Genomic DNA, 14,390 nt, shown 5'->3' with positions numbered 1-14,390 from the left:
ACGAATTACTATTATTCCCAAACATTCACATTCTCAAATTTTTCCCAGGGAAAATCTTCTCCAGATCCGGTAGCATCGCTATCTTCTGAACCGCTACCAACCATAAAAACCTGATTCTCCTCGAATTCAACGAGTTCGAGTTTAGGACTCTGATAATTCTTTTTCAACATAATCATATAAAAATAAAAGCATTTTAACAGAGTGCAAAAATAAAAAAAGAAAACAGATGCAAAAAGAGAAACAAGTTTTTGAAAACACATAAAATTCTTGTTTTCAAAAACTTGCTTCCCTATATTCCTCTGCCCTCAGAATGTAATTCTGACACAGATTACTTATTCTTCAAACCGAAGAGTATCCACTTTATCCAGACGCGCTTTTAGGCGGGGCATCATATTCTTGCGGATGCGGAGCGTCATGCTGCAATCATTATCGTATCCCTGAGACACGATGGCAGGATTCTCTTCCTTCACAATGCGCATCACAGAGTTCATAAACGGATATTCAAAATAGAAAGTCACCTCTTCGTCCACCGTTTTCTCCACAATCTCGGCATGCTCAATGGCATCGGCAGCAGCCATCTTATAAGCCACAATCAGTCCGCTGGTACCCAACTTGATTCCCCCGAAATAACGAATGACCACAATCAGCACATCCGTCAGTTCATTGGAATTAATCTGTCCGAGAATAGGTTTACCTGCTGTGCCCGACGGTTCTCCATTATCATTGGCCCGGAATTCCTTCCGTTCGGGACCGAGCATATAGGCATAACAGCAATGGCGCGCGTCATAATACTTCTTCTGATAAAATTCCACCCGCTCCTTGACCTCTTCGAGCGAATGCACCGGTTCGAGAAAGGCCAGAAACTTGCTTCGCTTTTCGTAATATTCTCCTTCGGCAGGAATGTCTACCGTGCGATATACATCCGATCTATCTTCCATAAAAACAATTCTTTCTTGAGTAAAACCTTTCGGTGCGCCTCATCATTTTCCGGCCAACACCTGTTGTTCGAAATCGCACATACTCTGCTGCAGGGCCAACGCTCCCTCCAACGGCATGGCATTATAACACGAAGCCCGGAAACCGCCCACACTGCGGTGACCGCGTATGTTCCGGATGCCGCGCTGCTCTACAAAATCCAGGAAATCCTGTTCACGGGCAGCAAACTCTTCCTCCATCACAAAACAGATATTCATCAGCGAGCGGCTGTCCTCCTGCGCCACGGCATGGAACAGGCGGTTGCGTCCGATCTCCTCATAGAGCACGGCAGCACGCGCTTGGGCCCGACGGTTCATTTCCTCTACTCCACCCTGACGATGCAGCCAGCGCAAATTAAGCAAAGCGGCGTAGATAGGTAACACCGGCGGTGTATTGAGCATGGAATCCGCCTCTACATGTGCCTGATAATTGAGCATCATGGGAATGTAACGGTCTGTAGACTGTAAGGCATCACGACGCACAATGACCAGATTCACACCGGCCATGGAGAGATTTTTCTGCGCTCCGGCATAGATGCAGGCATAGCGGCTTACCTCAACCGGACGGGAAAGAATGTCGGACGACATGTCTGATATGAGCGGCACCGATACCTCAGGCTCACGGCGTAACTCGGTGCCATAAATGGTGTTGTTGGAGGTGAAATGAAAATAATCCGCGTCTTCCGGTACGGAATAATCCTGCGGAATATAGGTATAATGGTCTCCGCGCGACGAAGCCACCGTAACTACCTCACCAAAATGTGACGCCTCCTGCATGGCTTGATACGCCCATGTTCCGGTGTCCAGATAGGCTGCCTTGCGGTGCAGAAAATTATAAGGCACCCGGCAGAACTCCATACGGGCTCCTCCCGACAGGAACAGAATATCATAATCCTGCGGTACATCCAGCAGTGTGCGCACCAAATCGCGCACCTCCTGCAACACGGCCTTAAACTCAGCCGAACGGTGCGGTATCTCCATCAGAGACAGCCCCGATCCATTGAAATCTAGACAGGCACGGGCCGTTTCCTCCACCACCTCACGCGGAAGCATAGAGGGGCCGGCATTGAAATTATAAAGCGGTTCACTCATTTTCCATTTCAGAAACCCTTCCTTTAGAGGGCTTTCTCAATAATACACTTGATTCCTTTTATCTTCTGCCCCTTGACGCGTGCCAGCACCTCGCGCTCACAGGCACGGGCTATGGCCACAAAGGCATAATGCTCCTTCACATCAATACGGCCGATCTCCTCTTTCTGCAAGCCGCCCACCTTGGACAGAAAACCTACGATATCCACCTTATTGATCTTGTCCTTCTTGCCTTTGCCAATATATAAGGTGATCCATTTCGGGGGACGTGGACGACCGGCATTCTCGCGTAGCTTCATCACCGGCATATCGGACGGCATATATTCAGGCAGATGCTCCTCAGGCCCCAGAATGACATAGGCATTGCCTTCGGCATCCCAGCGGGCCGTACGTCCGTTACGGTGGATATACGCCTCTTCGTTCAACGGCAGGTGATAGTGGATGATGTGGTCCACATCGGCAATATCGAGTCCGCGCGCAGCCAGATCGGTAGTGACCAGCACATTGCACGAACCGTTACTGAACTTATACAACGCACGCTCACGATCTTTCTGCTCCATACCGCCGTGGAACGACGAATAGAAGAAGCCTTTGCTCTTGAGGTAAGCCGCCGTGCGCTCCACACTCTCGCGGTAGTTTACGAACACCATAGCCGAACCGCCACGCAAACTGCCCAACAGATTGGCCAACGTATCGAGCTTGTCCTTCTGAGGAGATTTTACGAGGCGCACCTGCACACGGTCGGAAACCGATTCCGTACGATCCAGAAAATCGAGTTTCGTAAAGTCACGGTCTGACACAAAAGCCGGAATCTGCTCGGCATCCGTGGCCGAGAGCAGGAAGCGACGCTGCAAAGGCTGCAAGCGTGACAGCACCTGAGCCATCTCATCTTGGAATCCCAGTTCCAGACACTTGTCAAACTCATCGATAACAAGGGTATGAACCGTGTCGGTCACAATATTCTCCTTGCCGAGATGATCGTTCATACGTCCCGGAGTAGCCACCACCACATGCGGATTGACCTGCTTAAGCGTGCGGTGTTCCTCCATAGCCGGACGACCACCGTAGCAGCTCACAATGCGGAACGGGGTCTTCATGGCCTTGAATACCTGCTCAATCTGCAAGGCCAGCTCGCGCGAAGGTACCAGGATGACAGTCTGCACTCCACCCTCGGTTTCCTTGAGGCTCTGCACCAATGGAATAAGAAAGGCCAGTGTCTTGCCCGAACCGGTAGGTGAAAGCAAAACCAGATCCTTGCCCTTACGATAGGCGGCACATGTTTCCTCCTGCATGGCATTGAGAGCGTCAATGCGCAGGTTCCATAATATCTCTTGTAACTGTATCATAAACTTGCGGATTTCTTTTTAATGGTTATAACAGACAAAAGTAGGGATTATAATCCGTCTGTGCAAAAAAGAAGGTTTTTAAATGAAGCACCGGGAAAGAATCCTCTCCTTCTGCGCTTCATTTAAAAACCTTTCGGCCCCGGTCACATTCGGGAATTAGATTTCATTGCTGAACATCGGGTCCCAAGCCGGCAACTTGGTAGGCTGCTGCTTGAGCAGGTCCAGAATGCGCTTCGGACAATATTTCTTGTTCACCACAAGACGGAACATGTATTCGTTGAACCATTCGTCGGTCATGATCAGATGACCGGCAAAGCCGTGCTCTGCACCCCAGCTGTTCTCCACTTTCCATTTGGTTGACTTGCCGTCCTTATCCAAATCTACGGCCATCAGAGTCATGGCATGGCTACTGCCGCTATCAAAGCTCTGCACGCGCTGTTTCTTGTCCATACCGAAAGTGGTGTTGAACAGACTACCGTAATCGTAGTTCTTCAGGTCGAGCAGTCCGCGACCATCGAGATACTTGCCCACGTCGCAGCTGAAGTAAAGCATGGTACTGTCCTTCAAACTGGCAATAGCCATCTCCTTGATATCTTCAATAGGCAGATTGATATACAGCCAGTTGTGTCCGTCGTACGCGTGACGGTCGAACTCAATTTCATAGACTTTATTGAACGGACGGGAAGGATCGTTCATCAACATCACATAATTCTTGTTCAGGTCCTCACCGCCGCATACTTCCTTATAGAAGCTCTGCGGAGTATAGGTCTTCGGAGTTTCGGTGTACTTGCCGTTCTTCTTCGGTGCCCAAGTGAAAGACTGAACCGGCTCACCGTACGCCAGTACGAGCATGCGGTAGATGGTCTTCATCTGCTGCACCTTTTCCTTCTCCAAGTCTTCTTTGCTCTTGCCCTGAACTGCCATATCGCGCAACTGCAAACCATACTCGCGGAGTTTACGCTTCATCAGAGAAGCAATCTCATTGGTATTGTTGCTGTGATAGGTCTCGGCCATTGCCTCTTTGGGTACCACACCATATTTGCCAATCAGGTCAGAAACACCGGTAAACTGTCCTCCGTCACTGAGCGGATTGCGGAACAGCCACTCCACAGTCTTGTCATCCATCGCACGGTCGCGTGTGTCGATAACACCCTGCAGGAAAAGATTGCTCTTCTCCAACTGATCGTAGAAGAACAGATAAACGTGTGAGAACTGCATCTCGTCCAGATTGTATTTGCTGATCATCTTGGAACGCAGCACGTTCAGGCCGGTGAACATCCAACAGCGACCGCTGTTCTGCTGGTCGGTAATGCCCTTACTGTTTACTGAAATGCTGAAATAGGTATCAGGGGTATTCAAATTTTCCTGATTGACCACCAGTTTCTTAATCGGATTTCCGCTTATGGCATTCTTGAGAGCCTTGTCGGCGGTATTGTTCTCAAAGCTTCCGGACAACTCCTTCAGGACATCCTGAGTGAGTGCCTCCTGAGCATGCAGGGCGCCGCAGAAAAGTGTAGCGCCAAGAATCAGAGGGAGTTTCTTCATTTTATTTATTGGTTATATGTTTTTGCAATAATATTTTAAGCTTTAGAATCAGATATATCAGCAATCATCATTTTTCATTCTGACTAAAAACAAGCATTTCAAAAAACTTGATCACACAGAATAACGTGACAAAGGTACAATTTTCAAATTAGAATCACAACAACCTTTTATAATATATTAAATATTGTCTTTTATTTCATAATCCTGTACTCAAAATATCCGCATTTAATCCGAGAGAAACATTTTATCTCTCGAAACAAAAAAGTAATTATTGTTCAGAATCAAAACCACAGTATAAAAAAGCAAGAATCTTGCACAAGATTTCTATTCATGATTACTATCTGTTAAATAAGCACTTTTTTATTTTTATGCTTATTTTCTAAATATAACAAAACAAACCATCGCACACAAAGTAAAAGATTATTAACTAGTTAACAAGTAATTTATAGCACTTTTAATGATAAAAAAACAACATGAATTTTATAATAAAAGAGTATCATTTAGGCATAAAATACTGTTTAATACATAGAAACAAGTTTTTTACTGCTAAAAACAAGAAACCTATCAGAAAACTTATCTTTCAAAATATAAGACATATATAATTATCAGAACTATATAGATGGATTTAAAAAAAATATATATCTTTGCCAAAAATATTTATTCTACCATAATAAAAATGACTAAAAAGTCAATTTTTCAACGCTAACTATAAAATTGAGAAAATATGGGACTATTTTTTTCATTATTCTTCGAAAGTCTTTCCTGTTTTTTCTATGGAGCTGTCTGCACAGCATTTATTATGGCAACCCTATTCTTTTTACTTAAGAATTTAAGTAATGGAGTATATCGTTCTATATCCTTTTATATAACAGGAGTGATTCTGGCTATCCTGCTTACAGTGAACATGACGATAATCATTGGAGCTGTATCCGTAAAAAACCAAACAGAAAGTATGCGTTTATGGCTCACACAGCAGATGGATGGAGTTGAGGGATTTGCAGATTTGCAAAGCAGCCAGTTGGTCGGCGAAGAACTGAATGAAAACTTCCCTTTGCTGGAGTGCTTTTTCAACTTGTACGATATGAGTGGAAATACAATGGAGGATTTACCACAAGCATTCTACGAAACTATAAACTCAGAAGCGAATAAGATTATTCTGAATAAATCCCTATGGTCTGTCGGCTTCATTATTGCAGCAGTCCTCGTGGCTTTATATTTCACAAAAGAGGATGTAGGTAAAGGAAACAGAAGAGTTCGGAAAGCCGCAACTTCCAGATATAAAAATATAGACGACTTTTAATGAAAACATATTTAAAATAAAATATTATGGCGAATCATCTTATAATCGGACTTGGCGGTACTGGAGGTAAAGTGCTGCGTGAGTTAAGAAAAAGAATTTACGAGGAATTCCGTAGCAACGAACCGGGCAACGGAGTTTTTATCGATTACGTATATGTTGATTCATCCCCTTCTGATCTGGAAGACCGTTCGGGATGGAACGTATTGGGCAAAAGTGTTCATCTTGGCGCCGCACAAAAAGTAAACATCAACGGTATCAGTACTAGTGTACTGAGTAACATCAATATGTATCCTGGCTTAAAAGGTTTCCTGAACCCTAATGACCTGCAGATCATGCAGGAGGAAATGGGCTCTTTAATCAGTGCCGGAATCGGTGGACAGCGCCGCCGACTGGGACGTACCTTAATAGCAAACAATATCAGCGATCGGAACAATCCTTCAAATTTTGAGCAGATTGTACGTGGAGCTGTAGGCAGACTGCAGAATGCCAGCGGTAATCAGGATGTAACCTTCCACATCTGCGCCGGATTGGCTGGAGGTACCGGTTCAGGCTCTATCATAGATGCCATTAGTCAGATTCGCACCTGGTTCCCTTATCAGGCAGATACCAGAGCTTTCAAGATGCGTCTGTTCCTTTATACTCCGGAACGCACGCTGGTTAGCGCACGTCATGATGCCGGGTTCTATCAGGCAAATGGTTATGCTGCCCTGCTAGAACTGAATGCACTGAGCATCGGACAATATCACCCAACAGACGTAAGAGGAGAACAGGATATATTTACTGGAGAAATCCGTCGACTGCTCGAGAATCAGGAAGCATTTGAGGCTGCCTATATCTACACGAATGTCAACGAACAGGGAAAAGTATTGGATTTGAACAAAGGATTGCCAGCAGCCGTAGCTGATTTCATCTTCCAGACTACTATTGCCAGCGAAATGGGTGGAACAAACGGACAGTTAAACCGCTTGGTTGGCTGCGAAAACGAGGGTTCTGCTCCAGAAAAAGATCAGTCAGGTAAAAATGCACACAGTCGCAAATTCCTTTCATTCGGTATTACCCGAGTAGAATTCCCTGAAACTGAGATCCGAGAGTATATGACTTACAACTATGCTCTTCAGGCTGCACGTCAGATGACTTACAACATGTGGCAAGACGGTATCGGATTTGGAGAACGTTCTATGGAAGAAGTTGGAATAGGATTTGCCGATGAAATCAAAGATAAGAAGAACCGGGAATCGTTGATGCTGAGCAATAATTATCTGACCTTAGCCAAACCAATCGTTGAGAGCCCTGCAACAAAAAAATGGAGACTTTTTGAAGAAACTTGGGAAAACCGCACCCAAGCCGATGCAGATGATGTCATGAGTACTGTCGAAACCAAGCTGTGGCTGACAGATTTCTCTAAGCGTTGCGAAGAGTTCTTCAGCAATCAGTTCCGTCAGCATGGTGTTGTAGGATTCTACAAAATCCAACAACAGGAAAGAAAAGGTTATGCCCGCATCATTCGCCGCCATATTGAAAAGAAGTTGTTTGACGAGTGGGTTAGCGGAGCTGAAAAGAGCAAGAGTATTTTGGAAATTGAAAAATATACCAAATTACTCATTGATGACTGCAACTCTCGCATCAGCGCATTTGAAAATCAAAAAGCTTTGATGGAAGAAGAACAAGGAAGATATGGTGCTGAAATTACAGAAATCAATAAAATCTGGAAAGACTGCATTGGCCCGCTTCAGAAACTTGTTAACAAACATATCAAAGCATTCTCTGAGTTCAAAGTTGCCAAATGTAATTATTACTCAACAGCAACACGTGCCATCGCTTACGGATATGCCAAAGAACTGTTGCAGGATGTCATTGAAGAACTGGAAAGAATGCTTCAGGGTATTCTCGCCTTCCGCGATGAACTGAATGCCATTAATGAAGAAGCTTTGCAGGAAGCCGCCAGCAAATGTATCTCCAATGAATTGCAATCGGATACGGATATCAAGAAATACGATCCGGAAATGGTTTATAGCATTTGCCGCACCTTCATCAGTGACCGCGGACAGATGACCAGCACAGCAGCAGCCATACGTTCCAGAATGGTGGCCAATATCGGAGAAGACGGCGAACGTACATTTGCCAATCTGTTCGACAAGACGGATTATGAGTCTGCCATCAATATCGTATTGGAAGAATGTCAGGACACTGCCGTGAGAAACATGCAAGATGCAGCCAAGAATGATCCACTCAGCAAAATGGTCGGTGTAAACATTATGGAAAAACTCAAGACCGAGTTGAATACCGATGAAAAGATTGAGCAATTCGTGAAGATGGTAGCTCAAACATCCAAGTCTTATGTTCAGTTTGACCAGACAGAAAGAAATATGGTCATTGCCGGTAACGTAGGTGCCATGATGCAAATGGTTCAGGTTGCTCTTCCAAAATCTGACGAACGGACCAATGATTTCCGTCAGCGCCTCATTGATGCCTTCATGAAAGAGATTCCTGGATTTGATCCGAGTCAGGATGTTGCAGAAAACTACAAAGAAAATCAGATTGTAGTTATCTCCGCCAACTCAGGATTCCCACTCCGCTTCCTGGCTAACGTAAAGACCGCTAAGGAAAAATATGATGCCTTGGTATCCAAACAAAATGCAAAATGTGCATTAAATACCATGGTACTGCATACAGAAAGCTTCAAGAATGAGTTACCTGACCTTTATGAAGAATCAGCAGAAACTATTAAGCAGAAGATTGTAAAATCCTTGATGTTGGCTTATGCTTTAGGCATTATTGCCGAACAACAAGACCCAACCACTCAGGCACGCTTTGATGCTCTCCGCATTCCGGATGAAACTTTCGGTGATACATGGCAGCCTTTAGGTAAAGGTTTTGTGGAATCATGGGATGCCATAAGCGGTGACTTCAAATTGGCTCAATTATTAAAAGAGCAAGTACAAAAGGAATTACAATCAAAAGCTCGCAGTAACGACCAAAAAGCCGTCATCAGAAAAGCTCTGGGCGGAGTTGTCCAGAATAAGATTCTGCCAAGCTCTTTGTGCGAAAACAATCAGTTCAATCCGAACTATGCGAAGTTCCGCAATCTGGCAATCGAAATCATTTCTGAAGAATTACAAGATCTTTAATCAAAAAATAAATAAATTATGGCAATAAAAAAAGGTGTCTGCAAAAACTATGGTGAATGTGATCTTGCAGATGAACGTAAAATACAAGAAGTAGACAGTGCAGACTTTGTTTGTGAAGAATGCGGAAGACCACTGTCAGAATGTGAAGGTGGAAACAAAAAGACTACAGCTCCTAATCCCAAAAAGAAGTTCTTGATTGCCGGTATAGCAGGTCTTGCTGTTATCGGTGGAGGAATTGCAGCAATATTCGGTTTATCTGGAAAAGATACTCCTGACGGGGGAACAATAAAAAATGTTAGCCTGTCTAAATCACAGGACTCTCTGGTCGTTGGCAATAACGATACATTGAAAGCATTCGTGAGCCCAATCGGAGTTACCTCAACACTGAAATGGGCTTCAAGCGATACCACCGTATTGAAAGTAGAAAACGGAATTGTAACTGCTGTAGGTGAGGGTAATGCTAAAATTGGAGTTCAGGTACAGGAAAACAAGGAACTTAAGGCTTTCTGTTCTTATACAGTCACAAAGGCGGATATCATTATAGAAGACTCTATTGTTACTGAAGTAGAAGATACCATATCTTCAAAACCAAAAGAAAATAAGAAAAAATCTCTGCCTTCTCAAAACGGTAATGTAACCAACATGAGTGTATCCAACGGTAAGTACACCGGTCCAATCAAGAATGGCAAACCACATGGTTTGGGAAAATTAGTATTTACCAGAACTGCGGTTATCAACAGAAGTGACTCCAAACAGCGTACTGCACAAGCCGGCGAGTATGTTCAAGGACAGTTTGTCAACGGTACGTTTACAATTGGTAAACACTACGATGCCTACGGTAATCTTATTCAAAGTCTAAACTTTGGTGTAGCGAACTAACCTTCACTACACTTCAAAAAGAAAATCCTTATGATATACAAAATGAGAATTTTCCTTCTATTGTTTTTTCTTCAGTCTTTTCTTTATGGAAAGGCTGAAGAAAAACATTTTAGGCTATTTTCAGATGAGATGAAAACAGCCTACCCTTCTGTTATCTATGACTTTTTGGAGCACTATCTTTATAAATTGGACAGCTTACAAACAGCCAATCCCCTTGCAATGAATCATCTGAAACAAGACAAGGTAATATTTAAAAAAGGAAGTCCCAAAACAGCTCGTAAAATCACTCCATCTCATCCATTTTCTCTTCGTATTATCGATGATAAATTTTATGAAGCGGTTTGGAGTGATTCAACTCAAAAGGAAATACTTCATATGGTCTTTCCAGTAAGTTTCGAATTGATTTTGGGAATGCCCAAAAATAAGGTAGAAAGAAAGATGAAACAAGATTTATTGGCAATGCCCAAAACATTCGTTGCTGATACTGTTTTTCAGTTGGAAGTAAAAGAATATCAACCAGGTATCTTCATTCCGACAAACACCACATACTCTGAGATTAAAGAATTAAATACAAATACATATTTCTCAAAAAACAAAGACTCAAAATTATATCCGATATATGACTCTAAGCATTTAGCTTACTCCTCTGCAAACCTATTGCAAGGAATTATCTCTAACTGCAATAAATATAAGCTCAACATATATCAGAATCTGTATGATTTTCAGCACGAAGAGTATACCATTACTCTTTCCCAATGGCTCAATTATTGCAAAGCCATGCATGCGACTGTTTATTTAGGAGTAGAAGAAGAACGAGAAGACGGAATCAAAGTATTACTTTTAGTTCACAGTCACGATTTAGGTTTTCACCACATGCTGTCCATTGTTCTTCCTTGGAAATTAGTAGAAAAGCCTGACGCTGTTCTAAAAGCAAAGCTTAATGCCTACATCCCCACTCATAATATTATGAGTATTTATCAGGAAAGATTACAACCAATTTCAAATAAAAAATAAAAATATGATACATAGACTTTTTTTGTTATGCATAGCCATGACACTGGGAATATCTGTATGGGCACAAAAGTCACAAACAGAACAAATCAACCAAATTAAGAAAGATACAAATTATCTGTATGTAACAGGTACTTCTATGAAGAGCGAAGAAGAATCGTATAATAACGCTCAAATTATGCTGGCTGCAGAAATTGAAGAATGGCTTAAAAAGGAAGTAAAAGGAGACACTAAAGAATATATAGCCAAAGCAAAACAAAATGCAGGAATCATCAAGACCAAAATCGGACCGCTATTCCGCACCTTTACTTATATAAAAAAAACAGAGATCTTATCAGGGTCTAAAAATGGCATTAATAATAAGTTAAAGGCAGATACCACTAGTCAGAAAAAGATAATCGATAAAATTTTAAGAAAAAAGACACCCGCAAAAGCACCAGAAACAGTTGCCCAAACGGACACAACAAAAAAAGTAGTTTCTCCTACCCCAATATCAACCACAACTGATGCAAATGTAACAAAGAAAAAAGAGTCCGAAACTGTTAACGTCGTTGAGAATAATCCAAGTCCTTCAGAAATCAAGGAGGTATCTCAACCCAAGAATATCTTACCGGTTCAGGTTCAACCCAAAGTTTCAAACACATCAGTAGCTGTAAGCCGTGATGAGGAAATAAACATAGCAGGACTACTTAGTGCCAATGCAGTAAAGAAATATCTGAGTCGTCAGAATCAGGCAAAACGTCTGGACCGTTATGGCGAAATAACAGATTACCCCAAACAAGGCACTATTTACATGCTCCTTTCTGATTATCACGGAATTGTCAGACAATATATTCGTGTCACAGACGGTAAGGCCATAAACCTGAAAAACGGTTCCTCTGTTGATATAACAAACATATCAAAAGAATACTCTACAAAATACTCTATTTGGTTTACATTTAAATAATCATCATTATTATGAATGCAAAAAGCATATTCACTTTATTCATTGCCGGATTCATATCCCTGTTTATGACAGTACCCTGCCAGGCTGTAGAAGTTACCATCTCTGACGGATTGAGTAACATTGCTGTCAAAACAAAAATAGAACAATCTTTATCTAAACTCTTAACAGAAATAAATGCAGCTCACGAACAGAAAAGAAATCCCAATTACGGAATGCTTCAACTGCCTACCGACGTAGAAACTACCATCAGTGCCTTATGGGATAATTCTCCATTTTTCTGTATTGACGATCAGATAGTTGAGAAATGTCTGAACACGAGCGGCGGAAAACTTCAAATCAGAAATATACCTTTGATGCTTCATTCAACAGAGAACAACGGTATTGCAGAAGGAGAAGACTATCAGGAGGCTGTAGTTACATTCGATGCGCAAGGCAACATGTTAAGCTTTAACCTGACAATCAGTCGTCAGCTTTACATGGATGTACTCAAACAAGGCCTGGATTTGACGGATCGTAGATATAGAGAATTGATTTTGGACTGGACCGAACAGTTCCGTACAGCATACAACGAGCACAACATCAACTTCCTGGATGCTGTATTTAGCGACGATGCACTGATTATTACCGGACGTGTGATGCAGCGCAAGACAGCAGAAGGAATTCATTATAGCGAGACTGTATATACCTCTCAAAGCAAGGCACAATATCTTGCCGCTCTGAAGAAAGTATTCAACAATGACAAGAAAAACCTAATCCGGGTTGTTTTTGACGAGATCAAAGTAATGCGTCATCCAAATCCCGATTATAACAAAATGTACGGTGTTACCTTGCACCAGAAATATTCTTCTGGCTCATACAACGATGATGGACATCTGTTCCTGCTTTGGGATTTCACCGATGAAGAGCATCCTAAGATTCATGTACGCGTATGGCAGAAAGACCGTTACGACAACATTATGATGGCTTTTGATTTTGATGATCTGAACAAATAAAAATTACGGCATATTAATATGAGATTCATTTTAACATTTTTTCTTTTCTGTGCATTTGGTTTAAATATATTCGGACAGAATATCACGGTTAAGGAAATAAAAGAATTAGGTACCGACTTTACTGCCAGTAAATTTGAGAGAAAGGACAACAATGGCAAAAGTTGTGCGGTTGTAAAAATTGCATTACCTTCTGTTGAAGGAGTCACTTTCAGCAATCATGTTGGCGAAGTCAGCAACAAGGCCGGTGAATATGTGGTATATATATCACCTGGAACCACTTCATTATGTATTCTCAAAGAAGAGGAACCAATCTGTATGATTGATTTTACGAAGGCCAATCTGGAAATACAGTCCAAGCATACCTATCAGGTAATTCTCAATGTAGAACAGATTCGCGAGATGGTTTTCCATATTCTTCCGGTCAATGCGACTTTAACCGTAAACGATCAGGTAATCCCATTAAATGAAGACGGTATAGGAAAGGTAATCTGTGATCCGGAAACCATGTATAACTATAAAGTTGATGCTCCGGACTATATCTCTGTAGAGGATGCTTTTATGTTTGAAGCTGAAGAAAGTGCACTCGATCCTATTAATATATCTCTGGACCATAAAATGGGAACTGTCATTTTCAATTGTAATGTACAAGAATTCGAGGTTATTGCCAACAACGATTCTTATGGTATTATTGAAAATGGAGAGGAAATACAACTACCCTACGGAAAGAATACTTTGCGATTGATCTCCGAGCAATATGATGACTGGACTCAGGAAATCAATGTCTCTGAAGAATCTTCCGTTGTATCGGTGACCATGGAGAAAGCCAACGATGTAAGTAATAAGTTGCGCTCACGTACAACTATTTTTGCCGGAGGAGGTTTTGCTTATGACTTCAACAAAGAAATCGAAATGAGCGACAAGAATCTTCGTGGAAATCCCGTTCGAGTAGGATTAGACTATGAACGTTTTATCAAACGATGGTTTACCTTTAGAACCGGATTGGACATAACTGTTTTTTTGGGTGATGATTTTAAGGTGGACAAAAAGATTCCATTTACCCTTGAAGTACCTTTACTTTTCAGTCTGAACATTCCTCTTGGTAAATTAAACCGCCATCATTTCTCTCTTGGATTAGGTCCTCCTTAATTCCGCAACACTATTATAAAATATTTTTTTTAAG

The 14,390-nt window shown here is 42.1% G+C and carries 12 protein-coding genes; 7 read left to right on the top strand and 5 right to left on the bottom strand.

What is annotated here, in order from left to right; translation table 11 throughout:
• Positions 1-11: 11 nt before the first annotated feature.
• The 5 genes from DXA74_RS16300 to DXA74_RS06060 all read right to left on the bottom strand — a co-directional run bounded on the left by DXA74_RS16300 (position 12) and on the right by DXA74_RS06060 (position 4,954).
• Positions 12-170, bottom strand: a complete 159-nt coding sequence (locus DXA74_RS16300) for a hypothetical protein (protein ID WP_158576024.1) — start codon at positions 168-170, stop codon at positions 12-14.
• Between the two features lie 162 nt (positions 171-332).
• Positions 333-938: a YigZ family protein gene (locus DXA74_RS06075; RefSeq protein ID WP_118525894.1), complete on the bottom strand. Its 606-nt coding sequence runs from the start codon at positions 936-938 to the stop codon at positions 333-335.
• A gap of 42 nt (positions 939-980) precedes the next feature.
• Entirely contained in the window at positions 981-2,066 is a 1,086-nt protein-coding gene (gene serC / locus DXA74_RS06070) for a 3-phosphoserine/phosphohydroxythreonine transaminase (RefSeq protein WP_118525893.1), read from the bottom strand.
• A 23-nt stretch (positions 2,067-2,089) separates the two neighbouring features.
• Positions 2,090-3,406, bottom strand: a complete 1,317-nt coding sequence (locus DXA74_RS06065) for a DEAD/DEAH box helicase (protein WP_199666102.1) — start codon at positions 3,404-3,406, stop codon at positions 2,090-2,092.
• Positions 3,407-3,565: 159 nt separating this feature from the next.
• On the bottom strand, positions 3,566-4,954 hold the full coding sequence (locus DXA74_RS06060) for a C1 family peptidase (RefSeq protein WP_118525891.1): 1,389 nt from the start codon (positions 4,952-4,954) through the stop codon (positions 3,566-3,568).
• Between the two features lie 724 nt (positions 4,955-5,678).
• On the opposite strand from DXA74_RS06060, the gene DXA74_RS06055 reads away from it, so the two are divergent.
• The 7 genes from DXA74_RS06055 to DXA74_RS06025 all read left to right on the top strand — a co-directional run bounded on the left by DXA74_RS06055 (position 5,679) and on the right by DXA74_RS06025 (position 14,356).
• On the top strand, positions 5,679-6,254 hold the full coding sequence (locus DXA74_RS06055; RefSeq protein WP_118525890.1) for a hypothetical protein: 576 nt from the start codon (positions 5,679-5,681) through the stop codon (positions 6,252-6,254).
• Between the two features lie 26 nt (positions 6,255-6,280).
• Positions 6,281-9,382 carry a tubulin-like doman-containing protein gene (locus tag DXA74_RS06050; protein ID WP_118525889.1) on the top strand — a complete coding sequence of 1,034 codons (3,102 nt, stop codon included), beginning with the start codon at positions 6,281-6,283 and terminating at the stop codon, positions 9,380-9,382.
• Positions 9,383-9,400: 18 nt separating this feature from the next.
• Positions 9,401-10,261: an Ig-like domain-containing protein gene (locus DXA74_RS06045; RefSeq protein ID WP_118525888.1), complete on the top strand. Its 861-nt coding sequence runs from the start codon at positions 9,401-9,403 to the stop codon at positions 10,259-10,261.
• A 30-nt stretch (positions 10,262-10,291) separates the two neighbouring features.
• Positions 10,292-11,275: a hypothetical protein gene (locus tag DXA74_RS06040; protein ID WP_118525887.1), complete on the top strand. Its 984-nt coding sequence runs from the start codon at positions 10,292-10,294 to the stop codon at positions 11,273-11,275.
• Positions 11,276-11,279: 4 nt separating this feature from the next.
• Positions 11,280-12,218, top strand: a complete 939-nt coding sequence (locus tag DXA74_RS06035) for a hypothetical protein (RefSeq protein WP_118525886.1) — start codon at positions 11,280-11,282, stop codon at positions 12,216-12,218.
• A 212-nt stretch (positions 12,219-12,430) separates the two neighbouring features.
• A complete protein-coding gene (locus DXA74_RS06030; RefSeq protein WP_118525885.1) occupies positions 12,431-13,210 on the top strand; it encodes a nuclear transport factor 2 family protein in 780 nt (259 codons plus the stop codon).
• An 18-nt stretch (positions 13,211-13,228) separates the two neighbouring features.
• A complete protein-coding gene (locus tag DXA74_RS06025) occupies positions 13,229-14,356 on the top strand; it encodes a hypothetical protein (protein ID WP_118525884.1) in 1,128 nt (375 codons plus the stop codon).
• The last annotated feature ends 34 nt before the right edge of the window (positions 14,357-14,390 follow it).

Origin of the sequence: Bacteroides sp. OF04-15BH, from assembly GCF_003477995.1 — a bacterium.
GTDB lineage: Bacteria > Bacteroidota > Bacteroidia > Bacteroidales > Bacteroidaceae > Paraprevotella.
Note: the sequence above shows the minus strand (reverse complement) of the source record. Positions and strands in the feature narration are given on the sequence as shown.